The organism is Echinicola rosea, from assembly GCF_005281475.1.
Taxonomy (GTDB): domain Bacteria; phylum Bacteroidota; class Bacteroidia; order Cytophagales; family Cyclobacteriaceae; genus Echinicola; species Echinicola rosea.
On sequence record NZ_CP040106.1, the window covers coordinates 2,737,568 to 2,758,760 of the forward strand.

16 protein-coding genes are annotated in these 21,193 nt (G+C 43.1%); 3 read left to right on the top strand and 13 right to left on the bottom strand.

Annotated elements, in window-relative coordinates:
• Window positions 1–794: 794 nt before the first annotated feature.
• Window positions 795–3,932, top strand: coding sequence for a SusC/RagA family TonB-linked outer membrane protein (locus FDP09_RS11015; protein ID WP_137402720.1), 3,138 nt, complete (start codon window positions 795–797; stop codon window positions 3,930–3,932).
• Window positions 3,933–3,948: 16 nt separating this feature from the next.
• On the top strand, window positions 3,949–5,568 hold the full coding sequence (locus FDP09_RS11020) for a RagB/SusD family nutrient uptake outer membrane protein (RefSeq protein ID WP_229683272.1): 1,620 nt from the start codon (window positions 3,949–3,951) through the stop codon (window positions 5,566–5,568).
• A 98-nt stretch (window positions 5,569–5,666) separates the two neighbouring features.
• Here FDP09_RS11020 and FDP09_RS11025 read toward each other — a convergent pair whose 3' ends face one another.
• From FDP09_RS11025 to FDP09_RS11060, 8 genes are all read right to left on the bottom strand, one after another.
• Window positions 5,667–6,065, bottom strand: coding sequence for a PIN domain-containing protein (locus FDP09_RS11025; protein ID WP_137402721.1), 399 nt, complete (start codon window positions 6,063–6,065; stop codon window positions 5,667–5,669).
• The gene (locus FDP09_RS11030) at window positions 6,062–6,268 is read right to left on the bottom strand and encodes a DUF2191 domain-containing protein (protein ID WP_137402722.1); all 207 of its coding nucleotides are present in this window, start codon (window positions 6,266–6,268) and stop codon (window positions 6,062–6,064) included. The genes FDP09_RS11025 and FDP09_RS11030 overlap by 4 nt, the downstream gene beginning before the upstream one ends.
• Window positions 6,269–6,395: 127 nt before the next feature.
• Window positions 6,396–7,001, bottom strand: a complete 606-nt coding sequence (locus FDP09_RS11035; protein WP_137402723.1) for a ribonuclease HII — start codon at window positions 6,999–7,001, stop codon at window positions 6,396–6,398.
• Complete coding sequence (locus FDP09_RS11040) at window positions 6,973–9,645, bottom strand: MGH1-like glycoside hydrolase domain-containing protein (RefSeq protein WP_137402724.1); 2,673 nt, start codon at window positions 9,643–9,645, stop codon at window positions 6,973–6,975. Before FDP09_RS11040 ends, FDP09_RS11035 begins: the two co-directional genes overlap by 29 nt.
• Before the next feature lie 154 nt (window positions 9,646–9,799).
• Complete coding sequence (locus FDP09_RS11045) at window positions 9,800–10,933, bottom strand: glycosyltransferase family protein (RefSeq protein WP_137402725.1); 1,134 nt, start codon at window positions 10,931–10,933, stop codon at window positions 9,800–9,802.
• A 2-nt stretch (window positions 10,934–10,935) separates the two neighbouring features.
• Window positions 10,936–11,793 carry a UDP-2,3-diacylglucosamine diphosphatase gene (locus FDP09_RS11050; protein ID WP_137402726.1) on the bottom strand — a complete coding sequence of 286 codons (858 nt, stop codon included), beginning with the start codon at window positions 11,791–11,793 and terminating at the stop codon, window positions 10,936–10,938.
• Window positions 11,794–12,039: 246 nt separating this feature from the next.
• Window positions 12,040–13,383: a sensor histidine kinase gene (locus FDP09_RS11055; protein ID WP_137402727.1), complete on the bottom strand. Its 1,344-nt coding sequence runs from the start codon at window positions 13,381–13,383 to the stop codon at window positions 12,040–12,042.
• Window positions 13,373–14,755, bottom strand: a complete 1,383-nt coding sequence (locus tag FDP09_RS11060; protein ID WP_137404998.1) for a sigma-54-dependent transcriptional regulator — start codon at window positions 14,753–14,755, stop codon at window positions 13,373–13,375. The genes FDP09_RS11055 and FDP09_RS11060 overlap by 11 nt, the downstream gene beginning before the upstream one ends.
• Before the next feature lie 227 nt (window positions 14,756–14,982).
• Here FDP09_RS11060 and FDP09_RS11065 point away from each other — a divergent pair, with 227 nt between their 5' ends.
• Window positions 14,983–15,411 carry an FKBP-type peptidyl-prolyl cis-trans isomerase gene (locus FDP09_RS11065; RefSeq protein WP_137402728.1) on the top strand — a complete coding sequence of 143 codons (429 nt, stop codon included), beginning with the start codon at window positions 14,983–14,985 and terminating at the stop codon, window positions 15,409–15,411.
• 716 nt (window positions 15,412–16,127) lie between these two features.
• Here the strand turns inward: FDP09_RS11065 and FDP09_RS11070 are convergent.
• From FDP09_RS11070 to rsfS, 5 genes are all read right to left on the bottom strand, one after another.
• Entirely contained in the window at window positions 16,128–16,604 is a 477-nt protein-coding gene (locus FDP09_RS11070) for a T9SS type A sorting domain-containing protein (protein WP_137402729.1), read from the bottom strand.
• Window positions 16,605–16,816: 212 nt separating this feature from the next.
• Window positions 16,817–17,644, bottom strand: coding sequence for a hypothetical protein (locus FDP09_RS11075; RefSeq protein WP_137402730.1), 828 nt, complete (start codon window positions 17,642–17,644; stop codon window positions 16,817–16,819).
• Entirely contained in the window at window positions 17,641–18,405 is a 765-nt protein-coding gene (locus FDP09_RS11080; protein WP_137402731.1) for a UDP-2,3-diacylglucosamine diphosphatase, read from the bottom strand. The genes FDP09_RS11075 and FDP09_RS11080 overlap by 4 nt, the downstream gene beginning before the upstream one ends.
• 242 nt (window positions 18,406–18,647) lie before the next feature.
• Window positions 18,648–20,702 (bottom strand): ATP-dependent zinc metalloprotease FtsH, encoded by a 2,055-nt coding sequence (gene ftsH / locus FDP09_RS11085; protein ID WP_137402732.1) that lies wholly within the window; start codon window positions 20,700–20,702, stop codon window positions 18,648–18,650.
• Window positions 20,703–20,764: 62 nt separating this feature from the next.
• Window positions 20,765–21,112: a ribosome silencing factor gene (gene rsfS / locus FDP09_RS11090; protein WP_137402733.1), complete on the bottom strand. Its 348-nt coding sequence runs from the start codon at window positions 21,110–21,112 to the stop codon at window positions 20,765–20,767.
• Window positions 21,113–21,193: the final 81 nt, after the last annotated feature.

Below are 21,193 nucleotides of genomic sequence, written 5' to 3' on the forward strand. Positions count from 1 at the left end.
AGGAGCTTAAGCGCTACTCAACCTCCCAAAGGAGTGCCAGCGGCACGGATGATAGCTAGGCCTACACGAAAATTGTTTCCCTTCAACCCGTTTTGTGCATTAGGAATCGATATGGCCTGCCCTAATAGCTATCGGGAAGAACTGAAACTAAAAGTAAAGGATCATTCAAAGCCACCGATAATTCCCCTAATGCCAATTGGGTATCAGTTGTTTTATTTTTTAATAAAGAACCGAATCACTGCTATCGATTGTACAAATAAGAGTGAAGTACTACTGCTTTTAACCGTTTGGTAGCGATAGTGTATTATTGGAGATTCTCTTTTTTGGGACCAGTATTTTATACGTGATAAGTGCTCGCATAATGTCAATTGATCTTTCGATACTTTCTGTTGGCCAAACGGATGCGCTTAAGCTGATCCTGATTATCAGTTAGAGGGGAGTCGAGACATTGACAAACCATACTTAAAATAAAACTTGAAATGGTGGCTTTATGTGTAGATAAACGAGAAGAATAAGGTTGTTACAGATTACTGCACAAAAAAATATTGACCGGACCCCTATTTTACACAGTAGAATCCGAAAGATGTTTTAGGGTAGTTTACTATGCTCGAATGGTTCTGTTAAATTTTCAATATAGAGGATGTATAACTACAAATTGTCGAAAAATGGGGGTGGTTCAGGCGGAAAATACCAGTATATTTTGGATTGCTGTATAATCCTTCTTATAATGCAAACGATTGCATGCGCAATCGATTGCATTATAACCTTTTTTGTAACAATAAACCTCTTAAAAAATGGCACAAAATGTACCAAGAAAGCCACTTCCCAAGTGGCTGGTCGAGTTGACCTTTCAACCGATGAGATGGGGGCTTGTATTCCTTTTGGGAATAGGCCTTTCCCTAACAAGTTTTGCACAAGAAGTGGTCACCGGCACGGTGATCGCATCTGACGAAGGGGAGCCAGTCCCCGGAGCTTCGGTTCTGCTAAAAGGAACCACTACTGGAACCACTACTGACTTTGATGGCAATTACAGCATTTCCGTTCCTGATGGAGAAGCGGTGCTCGTCTTTTCATTTATTGGATATGAAAAGCAAGAGGTGTCAGTGGGGAATCGATCCACTATCGATATCGAGCTGGTATCCAGCTTGACAGACCTGGAATCAGTAGTCGTGGTCGGGTATGGTACCATGAAAAAATCTGATGTCACCGGAGCGATAGCCGGTGTGGACAGTGACCTGATTACTGAGCGGGGGACTACCAGTCCTGTGCAGTCCCTTCAGGGTAGCGTGGCCGGTGTTCAGGTGAGCAATAGCACGGGTCGATTAGGAGATGGCTTTAATATGACCATCCGTGGAAACAATTCATTGGAAGGCTCAGAACCATTGTATGTCGTGGATGGTGTTATTTCGAACAATATCGACTTTTTGAACCCAAATGATATTGCCAAAATCGAAGTGCTGAAAGATGCTTCTTCTGCGGCCATTTATGGTTCACGGGCTGCAGGCGGTGTGGTGATCGTGGAGACCAAAGGTGGAACGGATATTCCGGATGCTACCACCTTTTCCTTTGATACGTTTTACGGAGTAAAAACTCCCGCTAGGCTGCCAGAAATGATGAGTTTGGAGCAGTGGAGGGATTACCATATGTCTGCCTATTTAGGAACCACCGATAACGGGGTACACAGTAATGGCGAAAATATGACCCCACAAGAGTATGAAGATGTGGTATTGGGGTCAAATAATCCCGTTTTGGCTGAGCGATTTAATAACCTGGACGGGTTTGATTGGTACGATGCGGTGCTTAGAAACGGTATGCAAACCAACAATCACCTGACCATTTCCCATAGAAGTGGGGCATCTACTTATAACATCGGTGTAGGTTACCAAAAAGAAACGGGTACACTGGAGCAAGAGAGCCTGGATAAGTACACCTTTAACATGAATATTAACCAGCACATCAATGACAAATTCATGGCTGGTGCCAATATGGCCCTGTCCCACGGAACCAATCAGCGCGGTAGCGGAAATGCCATGCAGGAAGCTTTTAGGTTAAATCCTTTTTTAAGTCCATATGCCATTGATGAAAATGGTGATGAGATAGTGGGAGAATTATTTCCCCAACCGGGTAAGTTGACCTATCCAAATGGTGATTGGGCAGCAAATAAGACCAGTACGTATAATCCCCTTCTGGAAATCGCCAATTCCAGTGATGAGACCAGAAGCTTAAGAGGGGTTGGAAATGCCTATTTGCAGTATGACCCTTTGGAATGGCTGAGTCTGAAATCTACCTTCTCTGTAGGCTTTAACAACAACAGAAGAGGACGTTCATGGGGTGCGCAAACCAATACAGGAATTAGTACTAAAAATCTCCCTTCTTCCGAGGTTAACTATTATAATAATATGAATACAACCTGGGATAACCAGTTAAATATCAATAAGTCTGTTAACAACCACACGTTTAATTTCTTGGCGCTTCAAAGCATTTTTGTGGATCGCACAGAAACTGCATTCATGTCAAGTACACAACAACCCTTCGAAACTGAGTTTTACAATGTTGGTTCAGGACTTCAGGAGACTTTCGATCTTGGTAATGGTTTTAGTAAGAGTCAATTGGCTTCATTTGCACTACGTCTAAACTATTCATATTTGGATAAGTACTTGGTAACGGTTTCCAATAGATGGGACGGGTCTTCCTTACTTTCTGAAGGTAACAAGTGGCAAGCCTTTCCATCAGTTGCTTTAGGTTGGAGGTTGAATAAAGAGGACTTTTTGGCCAATTCATCCACTGTTTCAGATTTAAAGTTAAGAGCCGGCTATGGAACGGTGGGGAATAATAATGTAGCGCCTTACAGAACGGTGAATGCGTTGACCGACCAGACATATTATGATTTTGATGGTGTGGCAGCCAATGGTTGGGCACAAAATACCCTTGCCAATAAATTACTCACATGGGAAAAGACCGAGGAGATCAACGTGGGGGTAGATTTTGGATTTCTGATGAACCGTATCACCGGTAGTGTGGATTATTATAACCGGCTTTCTGATAACCTGCTGGTGACCCAACAGCTACCTTTGGAGATGGGCTTTAGCGATATTGCCTCAAATGCCGCTTCTGTACGGAACAAAGGGGTGGAAGTGATGTTGAACACCATCAATGTGGAAAACAGCTTGGTGACTTGGTCGACTACTTTTACGTTTACCAAAAACACCAATTCCATTGAGTCCTTGTACGGCCAATCGGAAGTGGATGATGTAGGAAATGGTTGGTTTATCGGAGAGTCCATCGATGCGCATTATAATTATATTTATGATGGAGTATGGCAAGCAGGTGAGGATGCCGCTGCTTATAACCAAACCGAAGGACAGGCTAAAGCAAGAGATGTAAACAATGACGGTGCGATAAATCCCAATGACGATCGGGTGATCCTTGGTTCTTCTAATCCTTCCTGGACGGGAGGTATTATTTCCAATCTCCAGGTAGGCAATTTTGACATGAACTTCTCAGTGGCAACCCAGCAAGGGGTATTGGCTTACAGTGATTTCCATAGCAATTTTACGAACGTTACCGATAGAGGACGCCAAAAACTGGCCATCCCCAATTGGTATGTTCCGGAAAATCCAGTGGGAATTCCAGCACGAGTAACCAATGAATACCCTCAGCCAAGAAATGAAGGTGCTCACTGGGGTAGCGGAATGGCCTATTATAAAGATGCTTCCTTTGTGAAGGTCAATAATATTGGGGTAGGCTATACCCTTCCAGAAACCTTACTTAGCCGTGCCAACCTCAAGAAGGTAAGGGTGTATGTCAATGTGCTTAATCCGTTTACGTTTACCGACTATGATGGTTGGGATCCTGAATGGGCTCAAGCTAGTTTGGGAATCGGACGTGTAAGTACTATTACGACGCAGTTTGGATTAAGTGTTAAGTTTTAATTTACAGATTTGAAGAATGATGAAGAAGATAAATTCAATTTTCGCCATGATCATGCTGTTCGCAGCTACCGGCTGCGCAGAGTTTTTGGATGAGGATAATAAATCGAATGTAATAGCAGAGGAATTCTACCTGACTGCTGAAGGATATGAGGCCTTGATAAATGCGAATTATTCAGCACTTCGTAATATTTATGGAGATGACCCCTGGATGTTTGTGTGTGGGACTGACCTGTACCAAGAAGGTCGTGATCGCCCTCCCCAAGGCTTAAGTAAATATTTTGAGCTGAACAGTGCCTCCTCCGGGGTGGATTTTCTATACGTAAATTGCTACAAGGCCATTCAATTGGCCAATTCGGCTATTCATTATGCCGATATCACGGAGCAGACAGGGGTGACCACCCAATACTTGGGGGAAGCGCGGTTTTTGAGAGCCAATGCTTATTTCCTACTGGTGCAGAGTTATGGTGGCGTAGGAATGATTACCGAATACGTGGAGGAGCCTATTTTAGAATTTGATCGTTCCAGCGCTCAAGAGGTATATGCCTTTATTATTTCAGAATTGGAAGGGGCCATGGGGCAGGTGTCTTCGGGTGCCTATGATGGACACGTAAACCAGCGAGCTGTCGAAAACCTGTTGGCAAAGGTGCACCTTACCAGGGGATACGAAGAATTTGGTACGGCCGATGACTTCTCCAAAGCAGCAGCTTATGCCGATAATGTGATCAATGGCCAAGCGCTTAACCTTACTTCGGAAGAACTTTGGACTCCGGGAAACGATATGAATGAGGAAGTGATCTTTTCGGTACAATGGAGTGCAGGATCGATCAGTGCTGATCCAACTGGTATTGGCAATGAGCAGCAAAGCTATTTTGGTCCCTACATGGGAGGTTCAGAAGTGTCCGGAGATGCTCCCTATAAAACATACACGACTTTGCCCAACCGATTTGCCCTTAATCTATTTGAGGAAGGGGATGAAAGGTGGTATTCGACCTTTATGACAGAGGTTTTTACGAGATATTATGCCTATTACGATGAGGATGATCATAGCTCCTTGATGGTAGCGGATTTCTACGAACCTAGGTGGTTTACGGCACAGGACAGCATCGATTATGTAAGTGCTCATCCTAACGTCGAATACCATTCTTATGGCACTACAGACCCTAATGGAGGGGCTATTTCTTTGGATAGGGCTACGATGATCGTAAAGAAGTTTGATGATCCTACATCACTATTTGGTGGATCCACCAGTACACGGGATTTCATCGTTTCCAGACTTGGAGAGACGTATTTGGTGGCTGCTGAGGCTTATTTGCAGGCTGGAGATCCATCTACTGGACTTGATCGATTGAATGTGGTCAGGGAGCGGGCAGGTGTCGCCGATGCTACATTGGCAGAATTTGATATCGATTATGTCCTGGATGAAAGGGCTCGGGAACTTTTGGGAGAATACCATCGGTGGTTTGACCTGAAAAGAACTGGTAAATTGGTAGAAAGGGCTTCAGCTCATAACAGTTGGATTACTGAATCCAATTTCGAAGGAGCGAACGGGAACCTTAAAATCCTCAGACCGATCCCTCAAAATGCCATTGACCTTAACCAAAACAAAGATTTTCCTCAAAATCCTGCTTATGACTAAGCAAAGGGTAAAATGTGAATATGAAAAGAGGGCGGCCAATGTTGGCCGCCCTCTTTTCATATATTTACCATCTTCTTAAAAGAGGGAGAAGCTCCGGATTACCCAAAATAATCCTTGGTACTAAAATTCATATCGTACCCAATATACCTCTTGATTTTATTATCCAAGGTCCAAATTTTCAGATCATATGTTTTGGCACATAGGATAATCATGGCGTCAATAAGCCCTACTCCATGGTGAATTAACTTGTTTTCTTGGGAATAAATACCCGCGCTAAAAGTCAATCCCGGATAATCCAAGAGTTTCATATTGGAGAAAAACTCCATTATGAAAGTGACTTCCTTTTTATGTTTGGCTCCTTGCGCCAGTTCTGCAAAAACCACTTCAAGGCTGTAGGCATTGCCTTCTTCAATGAGTTGAAGACCCGGATTGATAAAGTCCGGATTGCCCCGGAAATATTCTATCCAAACCGACGTATCTACCAATACGCCGTTCATTCGCGGTTTTGTTCTCGGAGGTGGTCTGCACCATAGGAAAACTCCAGAGGTTCATTTACAAGCTTAGAGGACAAATGTTGAATTTTACGCTTGGACAGATAATCCTTGATGGCAACTTTAAGTCCATCTGTAATGGTCTTTGCCCCGGTTTCTTTGATCAGTTCCTCAATCATTCTATCTTCGATGATGGCTGTAATTTTCATAATCTTATTGTTTTATTTGAAAAAAAATATACGATAATGAATCGTATATTTAAATAGTATAGAAGCTTTTTTTTCTTAAATAGTTCTTTTTTAAGTAGTTGTGGTGTTTTTTAGAGCGCAGATGGTATTATTTAAATCCAATTTCCAGCTGGTCTGGCAGGAGTTTAAATGATCTTCGGTGCAGTGGGGTAGGACCCAGGTTTTGAATTCCGGTACGATGTTGTTTGGTGGGATAGCCCACGTTTTTCTCCCACCCATATCCTGGAAACTCTTTGGCATAGGTGGTCATGAGATTGTCCCGGTGCACTTTGGCCAATATGGATGCGGCCGCGATGCTGGCGTATTTGGCATCTCCCTTAATGATGCAATCAAAGGGAATTTCCAGGTCGCTTTTAAAGCGGTTGCCATCGATCAATAGATGATCAGGCCTGACAGTAAGTGCCTGTATGGATCTGGTCATGGCCAAAAAAGAAGCGTTGAGGATGTTGATCTCATCGATTTCTTGTACGGATGATTCAGCTACCGCCCACGCGATGGCCTTTTCCTTGATTTCATCGACTAAACTTTCCCTGTTGGACTTGCTCAATTTTTTGGAATCATTGATGAGGGCGTGTGCGAAGTCATTGGGCAGAATCACGGCAGCAGCCACCACGGGGCCACATAAGCAGCCTCGGCCCACTTCATCACAGCCCGCCTCCAATCGGTCAGCTTCTAAATAAGGTAATAGCTTCATCAATAACTTTTTCTTCTCTTGGGTAATATTTATGGATCATTTCCGCTACCAGACCTGTCCATCCCGTTTGGTGGGAGGCGCCGAGGCCTTTCCCGTTGTCACCATGAAAATATTCATAGAAAAGTAGGTAATCCTTAAAATGAGGATCATTTTGCATCTTTTCATTATCCCCAAAGACAGGTCTTTTCCCTTCTTTATTGCGCATAAAGATCTCTATGTTTCTAAGGGACAGTTCTTTGGCGATGATGTCAAGTGTCGCGTATCTCCCAGAACCAGTGGGGTATTCGATAGGAAAATCCCCTCCATAGTAATAGTTGAATTTCTTTAGGGCTTCCATGATCAGCCAGTTAATAGGGAACCATATCGGTCCTCGCCAGTTTGAATTGCCACCAAACATGCGGGTGTTGGATTCCCCAGGCGTGTACTCCACGGTATGTTTTTCGCCATTTAACTTCATGGAATAAGGGTGGTCTTTATGGTATTTGGATACAGAGCGAATGCCATAATCAGAGAGAAATTCATCTGGATCCAATAACTTCTTGAGCAAGCTCTTCATTCGATGCCCTCTCAGCAAGGAGAAAAGATGGCGTTTATCCTTGCCAGGCTCGATCCAGTTGGAAACCAAGGATGCCAGTTTTGGTTTTTCTTTTAGGAAGAAGTCCAGCCGTTTTTTGAACTCGGTGAGATTTTCATACATTTCTTCTTTGATAGGTTCCACGGCAAATAGCGGTATGATCCCAACGATGGACCTTACTTTCATACGCTTGGGGGCCGTGTCATCGATGTGCAGGACATCATAAAAGAAATTGTCTTCGTCATCCCAGAGGCTGATATTGTCCCCAGAGATGTTGTTCATGGCACCTGCGATATACAGGAAATGTTCCAGAAACTTGGTGGCGGTATATTGATAAACTTTGTTGAACTCACATAAGTCCAGCGAAATCCTCAATAAATTGAGAGAGAACATGGCCATCCATGACGTGGCATCTGCTTGCTCCAATCGGCCACCAAATTTATCCACATGGCTTCGGTCAAAAAGGCTGACATTATCCAGTCCCAAGAAGCCGCCTTCAAAGATATTCTGTCCATCGCTGTCTTTTTGGTTTACCCACCAAGTGAAGTTGAGCATCAGCTTGTGCATGGCACGTTCCAGAAATTCCTGATCGCCCTTGCCGCCGTTCATTTTCTTGTCCATCTGGTAAACCCGGTGCACGGCATAGGCGTGGATTGGAGGGTTCACGTCGTTAAAATTCCACTCGTACGCAGGGACTTGGCCATTTGGGTGCATGTACCATTCGCTTAATAGCAAGAGGAGCTGCTCTTTGGCAAATTCCGCATCAAGCCTAGCTAACGGGATGCAGTGGAATGCCAAATCCCACGCAGCATACCAAGGGTATTCCCACTTGTCCGGCATGGAAATAATATCGTAATTCTGAAGGTGCCTCCAGTTATGGTTTCTACCCTTTTTACGTTCTTGGGGTGGCATATAGCGGCCAGGATCTCCTTCCAGCCAGCGTTCTACATTATAGTAATAAAACTGCTTGCCCCACATCATGCCGGCATAAGCCTGTCGCTGGATGCTACGGAGCTCCTTGTCCGTAACATGCCCTTGAAGGTCATGATAAAATTCATCTGTTTCCTGCAGCCGTTTTTCAATGATGCTGTCACCGTCTTTGGTGTCCACCGCAGCATTTTTATGGGCCATGCGAAAGGATACGGTGTGGCAGCCTCCAGCAGGAATTGTCACTTTGTAAACTGCTGCAGCTTTGGTGCCGAAATGGTCGGGATTGAGGTGGCCTGTTTCACCGTCCACCACATAGTCATTGATGGCATCTTTCAGGAATTCTTTTTGGTTTCCAATATTGTATAGCTTCTCCCTATTGGTTTCATTGTCGCAAAACAGTAGCTCAGGATCTCCATCGAAGTGGAAATGGTAGTTGCCCAATTTGGGGTTGGAAGCAAGGATTTTGTGGTTATTACTTTTACTTAGCTTGGGCAAAAATGGTTCATGTCCTGTAAACCATGTCTTTCTGAACCAAATGGTGGGCATTACCCAGATTTCCGCATCTTCCTTGCCGCGGTTATGAATCGTGGCTTTGGCTACGATATCTTCATAGTCTTCCTTCGCGTACTCCATGAAAATATCGAAATAGGCATCATCTTCAAAAATTCCGGTATCGATCAGTTCATACTCAGGGTCATTTTTCCCCCTTTTGGCATTTTCATCGACCAGTTCTTGGTAGGGGAATTCATGTTGAGGATACTTATAAAGCATCTTCATATAGCTGTGCGTAGGTGTGGCGTCCAAATAATAGTAGAGCTCCTTTACATCTTCCCCATGGTTCCCTTGGTTTCCTGTGAGGCCAAATAGCCTTTCCTTGATCATGGGGTCTTTTCCGTTCCAGAAAGCCCAGGCCATGCAGAGTTTTTGCTTGCTGTCACTGAATCCCCCAATACCTTCTTCTCCCCAGCGATAGGCCTTGCTACGGGCATTTTCGTGGGTCACGTTTTCCCATGCAGCGCCGTCTGGACTATAATCCTCCCTCACAGTTCCCCATTGCCTTTCCGTAAGGTAAGGGCCCCACTTTTTCCAATGCTTTAACCTGTCGGTATCTTCTTTAAGTCTTGTTCTCTCTATATTCATGAAATTGTCTTCAAAGCCAAAACCCGAATTTACGAGTTTTATTAAAAACTATATCTTTGGAGTGGTTAAGCTTTTACGAAGAAAATTATTTTTTATTGGAAATCGATTAAGACTGATTTGACCAAAATGAATGAAGCGAAAAACAGCTGCTAATTCAGACGTTAACCGTGTATTTTGGATAGCTTACAGGCAAGTTAGGCTGCCAGTTATTTTGGGATGATAAAATTTCCGAAAGCTTTTTTTCCAATTCCCTTTCCCAATCTACAAAATTGGAAGGGGTATTATGCGAAGATTGTAAAAAAATATCAAATTTTTTGAAATCGAACTCGTTGTGGGATATTCCCGCTTGGGCGGCCAAGGCATCAAGGGCATTGCAAGCCTGCTCATACTGCCCCTTCACGGGTACCATCATCACGGGCTTTCCAAAGTACATCGCTTCACAAATCGATTCAAATCCCGCTGTGCTCAGCAATCCACGACAAGCGGCCATTTTTTCCAGGTAGAGCTGGTCGTCAATCTGGTGAAACGTGAGGTTAGGCGTAGGATAATATGGAGAAGGCATCTCTTTTTTGTCCCAAAATGCCTCGATTTTTATATCGGGATGTTTTTTACTAAAAGCGATGACCTCTTCTGAATAGCCAGAATTTACCATGTAAGTAAGGATATAATCACCTGAGGATGGCTGTAGTTGTTTCACTTTTGGTCGGAGAAGGGGAGGAATGACGGTTATATTGTTTCCGAATGATGGCGGCAAGCTTCGAAAAGATAGGGCAAGGCACTTTTGTGCGCCCAAGGCGGTAACTTTAGTGTTTAATTTGAAAAGAATTTTTTGGATAGGGGCGCCGGGCGCAAAGGGAAAATCAGGATGTGATATAAGGTACTGGTGGCCAATCGTCCAAAAGGAGGACTTTGGTCGATAAAAGAAATTATAAATGCCAGCCAAGAGATCGTAAAAGTTCAGGATAATATCTGGCTGACTGCTTTTGACCACTTGGTCTATCAGATTTAAACTGTCCGAAAACCGTCTGGCCCTGTAGAGGTTATGGCGGATAGTCTTGCTGATATTGATGGATTTTTCCTTTTTGTCAGCTACAAAATTGGGACTCTCAAACTGGATGAGGTTGGTTTTTAGGCCTTTTCTCACAAATTCAGGAATATTCCGGCGGCTGCTTGTGCCGATCAGTACATCCGATACCAGATGACCCTGACTTTTCAGCAACTCAAATAATGCCAATGCCTGTGTCATGTGGCCTCGACCTTCACCCTGTACGATAAAGATAAACTTCATGTTCAAAAGCGGAATGGCGGCAGTTCCAGGTCTTCATTTGGTTTTTGGAAGGAAACTGCAGCGTAGGATTCATTTTCTTGAATGGGGATGATTTTGCCGTCGTTCATGTTGTTTTTGGCAAAATCAAGCTCATTGTAATAGATGAGTTGCCAGTTGCCTTCATAATCCTCTGCCAGTGCACTCATGGTCTCTACCCAATCTCCGGAATTAAGGTATTCGATACCGTCGATGGTTCTGGATTCGGCTTTGTGGATGTGTCCACAGATGATCCCGTCACAGCCCTTGGTCTTTGCCATGATTGCCAGTTCCTTTTCGTATTTGTCTATGTAAGAAACGGCTGATTTTACTTTCCCTTTTACATATTGGGAAAGTGAATAATAGGGAAGCCCTCTTTTCCTTCTGTAATGGTTGATTTGACGGTTTAGCCAGAGTAAAAAAGTATAGCCAATATCACCTAGGTAGGCTATCCAGCGTAGGTTTGTGGTGATGCTGTCAAAGACATCTCCATGAAGGATATAATATTTTTTGCCACAGGATTCGTACATCATGTCCTTTTGGATGGAAAGGTTTCCGATTTTCAAAGGAAGCACCTGATCCAAAAAATCATCGTGATTTCCACGCAGGTAATATACCTTCGTGTTATCATTCTCGATCATCTTAAGAATCCTGTTAAAGAAGCGTGTGTGCTTTCGCTTCCAGACCCCAGATTTCTTAAGTTGCCAACCGTCTATAATATCACCGTTTAAGATGAGGTTTTCACAGCGGTATTTTTTAAGAAATCGAACGACCTCTTTTGCTTTGGAACCCTTTGTTCCCAAATGGATATCCGAAAGTACGATGGTTTTGAATTGTGTCTTCAATATCTTACTTGTTTTGGTAGCAAGATATAAAATGGGAATTAATTGATGATGAATGACTTATTATCAAAATGCGATGCTTTCAGAGAAAGTTGTATTTTCTTGTGAAATAAATGTTACCTAAATATTAAAAAGCTCGTTTACAGGAGGTTTGATACTGTGGCTAGGGTTGGGGATTGATGAAAATATAATTTTGCCAAGGCAACGGACTTGATGGAGCGTTGTTTTCTGAGGTGGATTATTGCTGCGCTAGGCATTAAAGATGAGCTTGAAGGTGGTCCCCTTGCCGACAGTGGACTTTACTTGGATATTGCCCTTGTGCCTTCTCATGATCTGTTTGGAAAGACTTAGGCCGATACCAGAGCCTTTCTTTTTGGTGGTAAAGAAGGGGATGAAAATTTTGTTCAGCGCGTCCTCTTCAATCCCTTTTCCCGAATCAGAGATTTCTATAATTATTTTTCCTGCTTCGTCAATAAAGGCATGTAGGCTGATCTTTTTGGAATCGGCTTCTTCCACTGCGTGGATGGCATTTTGAATGATGTTTATCAGCACCTGTTCGATGAGCGAACTATCAGCAAATAACAGCAGGTCTTTGGGCTCGATCCTCTTTTCACAGCCAATCCCATGCTGCTCAATCTGGTGTTGGAAGAGAACGGCCAGCTGGTCAAACAACTCCTGTAGGCTGATGGCCGAGAACTTCGGTACTGGAATATGGGCGAGGCTTCTGAAGTCGCTTACAAAGTCAATCAATCCCTCACTTCGTTTTTCAATGGTGCTAATCCCCATAAGGTAGTCCTCTATCTCTGCTACGGGGACTGCTTGATCTTTTTCTACTTGCGATTGGATGTCGCTTTTTATGGTGGAGGCCAAGGATGAAATGGGAGCGATGCTGTTCATGATCTCATGGGTAAGCACGCGCACCAGGTTTTGCCACGCTTCCATTTCTTTTTCCTCCAATTCACTTTGGATGTTTTGGAGGGAGACTAGCTTGAATTTCACCCCCCTTAGCACCAACTCAATGACATAAACGGACAGCTGCATGATGCCGTCTTGATGGGCGATTTTTATGAGCTCGCTTCCTCCTGTCCTGAGCGTCTGAATGGCATTGTGGAGTTCTTTGTTGACCTTGTCGATTTCTTGAATATTGCCCAGTTGGTCAATGTTGAGCATGCGCTTGGCAGCAGTATTGAGGATCTGAATCCTGCCATCCTCTTCAAAAGTGATCAGTCCGATGCTTAGGTGCTGGAATACGGACCTAAAGTACTGGTAATTGGCTTCTTTTTCGGCTTGGTCTTCTTTTAGTTTTGCCAGGATGGCATTGAACTCAATGTGGAGGTCATCGGTTTCGGTACCGTCAAATTTTACTGGATATACCGTGGAATAGTTGTTTTGTTTGATATTGTCCAAAAACTGGCGCACCTTCTTAAAGCTGCTCTCGGCGTAGTTGACCAGAAAAATCAGTTGTGCAATGACAAGAATGATAAACAGTGAAGTGATAAACACCCCAGTACTGTTCAGAATTGCATAAGAAAGTACAAAGAGTGTCAAGGTAAGCAATGCGACCCTACCGAGTAAGCCAATTTTATAATCCATATTTTTCCAGTCTTCTGTACAGGGATGCCCTGGTCAGTCCGAGTTCTTTTGCTGCTTTGGAGATGTTTCCTCCGTTTTTATCGATTGCTTTTTGAATCACGTTCTTTTCTACTTCATCCAGGTTAAGGGTTCCATTACTTTTTACCTTTTCTGTCGTTGGTTTGGACGAAAGGAAAAAGAAGTCCCTACTGTCCAGTTCATTACCTTCTGCCATGATGATGGCCCTTTCTATGGCATGCTGCAGTTCACGGATATTGCCCGGCCAGCTATAGTTTTGGAGCAGTTGGATGGCGGCAGGTTTGAAACCTGAAAAATCCTTACGGTATTTTTTTGCATAGATTTTCAGGAAATGGTTGGCCAGCAAGGGGATGTCATCCTGTCTTTCCCGAAGAGGAGGGAGAAATATCTCCACGGTGTTGACCCGGTATAGCAAATCCTGGCGGAAGGTATTGTCCATTACCATATCATGGACTTTCATATTGGTGGCGCTGATTAGTCTGATGTCCACCGGGATGGATTTATTGGTGCCGATACGGGTGACTTCACGTTTTTGGAGGACGGTAAGGAGCTTGGATTGGAGCGGCATGCTGAGGTTACCGATTTCATCAAGGAAGAGTGTGCCCTTGTCGGCGACTTCGAAGCGTCCTGCGCGGTCTTCTTTGGCATCGGTAAAGGCTCCTCTTTTATGCCCAAATAGCTCACTTTCGAATAAAGTCTCCGTAATGGCCCCCATGTCCACACCGACAAAAATCTCATCCCTTCTGAGTGATCGGTCGTGGATTGCCCTGGCTATAAGTTCTTTACCTGTGCCGTTTTCTCCCAAGATCAGCACGTTGGCGTCTGTTTGGGCCACTTTGTCTATGATGGAGAATATATTCTTCATTGAAGAACTTTGCCCTATGATTTCCGAAAAGGGTTTCTTCATATCCGCTTGGAGCTGGCGGGACTTTTGGGAGATGTTGTCCACTTGGTCATAGCTCTCTTTCAGTCTGCTGGCAGCACTCAAGGTGGCCAATAGCTTTTCATTTTGCCAGGGTTTGAGGATAAAATCAGTGGCACCTTCCTTCAGTGCCTGTACGGCCATTTCCACGTCTCCAAAGGCTGTAATAAGAATGACCACGGCCTTCGGGTCGATTTCTTTGATCTGTTTTAGCCAATGGAAACCTTCTTTCCCAGAAGTGGTGTCTTCTGTAAAATTCATGTCCAGAAGGATGACATCATAATTGTTGTTGTTGACCAAAAATGGAATCCTTCGAGGATCTTTTTCTATGGTAACTTCTTTTGCATATTTTTTTAGCAGCATTTTCGCCGCAAATAGGAGGTCTTCATTATCGTCAACGATCAATATTTTGCCTAAGCTAGTGTCTTCCATCATCGTGTGTGTTTTTGTTATGCAATATGCTTTGGCTTTTGCTTAAATGGTGCCATCTTTATAAATGCCTAATTTAACGAATTTAAATAGGTTTTTAGGTATTTGGTGTTCGTTAATGAACAAAAATAGATCGTTTTTGAACGGTTTTTAAATCAACCTTGGGATTCTTTTTTATCCCTTCCAAAAAGTATTACCTTTAGCGTTATTCACAAAAAAAGAAATAATAAATGTCTGTAGCAACTAAAGGAAGTACCGTAAAAGTACATTACACTGGTAAGTTAAAAGACGGAACCGTATTCGACTCTTCAGAGAACAGAGAGCCACTTCAGTTTACAGTAGGCGATGGAAATATGATCAAAGGGTTTGACACTGCTGTAAGCGGAATGGAAGTAGGACAGGATAAAAGCATCACGATCCCTAGCGCCGACGCATATGGAGATAAAAGAGATGATATGATGATCGACGTGCCTGTGGAGCAAGTACCTGCAGACATTAAACCCGAAGTGGGGATGGATCTTTCTATCCAGAATCAACAAGGTCAGCCTGTGCCTGTGAAAGTGGTGCATGTAGATGAGCAAAAAATCACTTTGGATGCCAATCACCCATTAGCAGGTGAAGATTTGGTGTTTGATATCAAATTGGTAGAAGTAGAATAAGAAAGTGATTTCTTAAAATCAAAAAATGAGAGCCCGGTTTTCCGGGCTTTTTTTATGGGGGATAATCGAGGGGTAAATGCGGGTAAAAGGGATCAAGTTTAAAAGTTGGGGGCTACCAGTTTCCTTAATGGCAAAATCCCCGTTTAAAAATGCCACATAGTACCAAAGGCACCAAGTGCATGTTGGAACTGACTTTAACCCGCATTTTGCACTAGCCTATCTATTGCGACCTGACACTACTTCAAAATCAGTCGCTTCGCTGCTGTTTTCGTTTTCACCATAGCGATGCTATGATTCAATCTCGAAACAGCCTATTACTTGATCCGGGAAAAGCATAACAGTTTGGGACGGCTAATTTTATCAATGGTAAAATCCTGGATAACTAAAAATACCACAACATCCCAATGGCACCAAGAGGACGGTTTAACCCGGAATATGCATTAGCCTATCTGTTGCGACCTGAAACTGCTTCAAAATCAGTCGTTTCACTTTAGTTTTCGGCATTACCGTAGCGGTGCTACGCTAATGCCTCCAAACTAACTGATTTTCTTGCACTTTCAGCTCTCACTACGATTCCTAACGCATAATCCGGGTTTAAGCTGAATCGAAAGCAATCTACGATTGCTTTGTCCCACGGATCCTTGGTGTCGTATCATTGTATCAATAAATAAAGAAATTTATCGCCCCATAGAAATACGGATTGATCCTCAATTTACTTATTTCTCCAGTGTGCTGTCACGTTTATGGTCAGAAGTGGTACGGGAGCTGGCGACATCATGCTTTTTGACTCCTTGAGGATTGGCATAGATGCTTTTTGTTTTATTGTATTTGGAGTTTCCTACCTCTACTACAAACAGCTCACTGCTGATATGTGAAAAATCATAGTTTTTTTGCTTACCGTCTTTGGGTTTTATGGTATCCTCCATGATCAAGTTTCCAATGATATCAAAAATCTTCACGGATGTGTTGTTCTGTACATCATCTTCTAGGATGATCTTGAATTTTTTTGATCCAGTAGATTTTAGGTTAAAATCTACGTCGGGCTTGTTCAGGTTTTTGGGAAAAGTAATATTGTTTTCCGATTTCTTAAGGAAATTTTGGGCATAAAATTCTCGGGCCGTACCGGATGATACCAGTAATGCTGCAGTTAGAAAAATGATATGTAAAATCTTACTTAGTAAATGTTTTCTCATCGGGTCGCAAAATTGCAAAAATCAAACCAGATTTCGAATCAAAATCGTGTTTTTATTGGAAATATTCTAAAAAATCTAGCAATTCTGATGAAACAATTAAAAGTAAGGTCGTATATGCGGGTAAAAACGCGGATAATAGGTTGTTTTGTGCTGATGGTGGTACTTTGTCCAGTGTGTTAAAACTGGTTAAAATTGTGGAGATTGGGTAGCAGTTACTCCATGGTGAACAAACCGTCAGGAATTTTGTAGGTACAGATCCTTTTTTTTGTGTAGAAACCTATCATTTTTTTTCCGATAGCAACAGAGGATGATTTAAAAGGAGCTTCCACACGTTTTGATTTTCCTGATAAATAATCAGTGATGACGAGATATTTGCCTTCCATATGTAGCAGAAAATTACCGTGAAGAGCGAGTTTATGATCGACAATAATGGGTAGGAAACCTAAATAGTTACTTTGATTGTCCAGCAGGTAAATGCCTTTATCCTTAGCATTAATAAAGACGATGTTTTTATGCTCTACGATCTCCTCTACCGTCCACTCTCCCTCGGGAATGATCAGGTTAAGAGGTTGGTTTTGAAGGATAGAACCCCTTTGATAGTCCCATTGGAGCAGATGGTAATTGGTTTCGTCAAAGAGCCAAACTTTAAGATTATTGCCCAATGATGCCGCACGGATGTTACCAAAATCAGGAGTGATCAACCTGGAAGAGTAGAGTGGGACCATAAATCGGTCAAGTATTTCAATCCGCTGAAGATCGCGCGAAAAGGTGAAAATATTGACTGTCTTGGCGGCCTCAAACTGCTGTAGGGGGCTTTGATAGGCAGGAGAATAATAGTTGCTGGAATCATCAGCAAAGTGGTACCGGACGGTGATGTTTCCCTCTTGGTCCGAATAGAAGAGGTTGTCCTTGTTGTCATAATCTACCAATCCGATGGAAGGAAGCGAGTCGGAAAAGGTCGCTTCCCATACGATGTCCTGGGCTTTGGAAGCGGATAGGACCGATGCCATCGACAACAGGAAAATCCACAGAGCTTTCATTCTTCAAAAACCGATAATTCAAATTTCTCTCCATCAAATACGCCATAGGTGTATTGGCTTACCCATTCGCCGAGGTTGAAGTATATCGAATCCTCACTGACATCCAATGTCAGCGGAAGGTGCCGATGACCGAATACGTAATAGTCAAAATGCATCTTTTTTTCGACATCCTTGCAGTATTGCCAGAGCCACTCATCATTTCCTTTGAAGCTGTCTTCGTTTTTGGCCTGATTGCTGATGCGGCTACTACCCGACCATTTTTCAGCGATCTTGATCCCAATGTCCGGATGAAGCCATTTGAAGAGTCCTTGGCAAAACTTATTGGTAAAGACCTTCTTGAGCAGTTTATAGTTTTTGTCTCCTGGTCCCAGGCCGTCCCCGTGCCCCACAAGTAGTTTCTTGTTGTTGATTTCAAGCGTGATGGGGTTGTGATAGATGGGGATGTTGAGTTCTTTCGTGAAATAATCCTTCATCCACATGTCGTGGTTGCCAGTAAAGAATATGACCGGGACACCTTTATCCCTGAGTTGTGAAATTTTACTGATAAATTTGATAAAGCCTTTTGGGATGACCGTGTCATATTCAAACCAAAAATCAAATATGTCCCCCACCAAAAAGATGGCGGCCGCTTCATTCTCAATTTGGCCAAGCCACCGAATGATTTTGTCTTCTCTTAATTTACTGGTTTGCTGGTCAGGAGCCCCAAGATGAAAATCAGAAGCGAAAAATACCTTTTTATGGGGTGTTAATTGAATGTTCATGAATTTCTTATGGCGTTCCAATGGGATAAGGTGAATATAGTCTTGTTTTGTCAATTCCCTAACCAGTGATCACGTTTTTTGATTGGGTTTTGGTTTAAAACAGATGGTTAACCAAAATTAACAATCTTTTCAGATAAGCAAAATGAAGGGATAAAGTGGTGTCCTTACTTGGGTAATAAATATAAAAGGCTTCCCTCCAATTTTATTGGGGAGAAGCCTTTTGTGGAATCGATCGTCTGTTGCTACTTGTCTTTTTCCTCGCTGAGGCTTTCCTCTACATCTGAGGAGTCATCACCAGATACTTTGGGCGAATTGTCTGCCTTGTTGTCTTCGGCCTTATTATCAGTCTTTTTTGTGAAAGCCTCATAAGTAGTTTCCTTGTCAAAAGGACGCTTACCGATGAGTTTTTCCAGGTCAGACTGGAAGATGATTTCTTTTTCAAGTAATTCCTGCGCCAGTTTTTCCAATTCCGGCTTTCGCTGGTTGAGGAGCTGCTTGGTCCTGTCATAAGCGAAAGTAATGAGGTTTCTTACCTCTTCGTCTATGGTTTCGGCGGTAGCTTCGGAGTAAGGCTTGTCAAATTTATATTCGCTTCCTTTGCTGTCATAGAAAGACACGTTGCCGATTTTGTCATTCATACCATATATGGAAACGATGCTGTAGGCCATTTTTGTCACCCTTTCCAAGTCGCTAAGTGCGCCAGTGGATATTTTATCAAAGATGATTTCTTCGGCAGCACGTCCACCAAGGGTCATGCACATTTCATCGATCAACTGCTCTGTTTGGTAGAGGAATTGTTCCTTGGGAAGGTATTGGGCATAGCCCAAAGCTGCGATTCCCCTAGGTACGATACTTACCTTTACCAGTGGATCTGCGTGCTCTAGGAACCATCCGGCTACTGCATGGCCCGCTTCGTGATAAGCAACAATTTTCTTTTCCTCAGGAGAGATGATCTTGTTTTTCTTTTCTAGTCCTCCGATGACACGATCCACGGCATCTTGGAAGTCTTCCATGTCCACAGCTGCTTTATTTCTACGAGCAGCGATCAGGGCCGCTTCGTTACAGACATTGGCGATTTCTGCTCCTGCGAAGCCAGGTGTTTGTGCCGCCAGCTTTTTGGGATCAATATCTGAATTGGTTTTGATAGGAGCCAAGTGTACCTTGAAAATGGCTTCCCGGCCTACTATATCCGGCTTGTCAATGCTGATCTGGCGGTCAAATCGTCCAGGTCTAAGCAATGCGCTGTCCAGTACGTCAGGACGGTTGGTCGCTGCCAATACAATGACACCCGTATCAGTACCAAAGCCATCCATCTCTACCAAAAGCGAATTGAGTGTGTTTTCGCGCTCGTCATTGGAGCCGGGCATTTGGCCTTTTCCACGTGATCTACCGATGGCATCTATCTCATCAATAAAGATGATACAGGGTGCTTTTTCCTTGGCTTGCTTGAAGAGGTCACGGACCCTGGCTGCTCCCACACCTACAAACATTTCTACGAAATCAGAACCTGAAAGTGTGAAGAATGGCACGCCTGCCTCACCAGCTACTGCTTTTGCCAAGAGGGTCTTGCCGGTACCGGGAGGGCCTACCAACAGTGCTCCTTTAGGGATCTTACCACCCAACTTGGTGAACTTGGCAGGATTTTTCAAAAATTCTACGATTTCCTGTACTTCCTCTTTGGCCTCATCCAAACCTGCCACATTGCCAAAGGTGATTTTTACCTTGTTTTCAGCGTCAAATAGCTGGGCTTTGGATTTCCCGACATTGAAGATTTGGCCACCAGGTCCACTTGGGCCGGCCATTCTTCTCATCATGATCCAGAATAGGAAGAATACCAACAGTAAGAATCCAAAACTGCCAAACCAATTCCCCCAGCTTTCTTCAGCGTGGGCTTCATAGCCGATCTGATCTTCCTCAGGAAGCTTGGCTTCAAGTGTTTCGAATTTCTCGATAAACTTGTCCACAGAAGGCACAGTTACCTTGTAGTGTGGTCCGGTGGGATTGAAGAAAGGATTTTGGGATTCCAGTTCGTCCTTGTATCGTTGGTTTTGTAATGCATTTTCTTTTAGGGTGACTTCCACATAGTTTTGGTTGTAGATCACCTCTACTTTTTTGACATCGTTACTAAGTACCATGTCCTCAAACCGCATCTGGGTAATTTCGATCATAGCACTGCGTTGGTTAAACCACGTAATGCCTATCAGCACAATGACAGCAGTGACGATCAGCCACAGTTGGAAATTGGGCTTTTGGGGAGGTTTGGGAATGAACTTTTTATTTTTGTTTTTATCACTCATCGTTTAATAATTAATTCAATGACTTTAGTACAACGAATTGAAAAAATGAAAGTTTACGAGACTTAATTTATTTCGGTGATTTTAGCATCACCCCATAATTCTTCAAGTCCATAAAATTCTCTTTTATTTTTCAAGAAAATATGTGCTACCACATCAATATAATCCACTAAGACCCATTGATTGGTGTTTTTTCCTTCGTTTCTCCAGGGTTTTTCTTTATTGGATTTGTAAACTTCTTCTTCTACGGCATCGGATATTGCCTCGATCTGTTTGTCAGATGAGCCAGAACAAATCACAAAAAAATCAGAAACAGAATTGTTAATTTCCCGCAAATCCATCACCACGATATCGGAAGCTTTTTTATCTTCCATTCCTTTTACGATAATTTTACTCAGCTCTTCTGCTGTCATACTTTTTGTTTGTAATTTTACTTTTCATTTAAGCGTTACAATAAAAGGTTAAATATCCTTATTGTAAGACAAAATAACTAA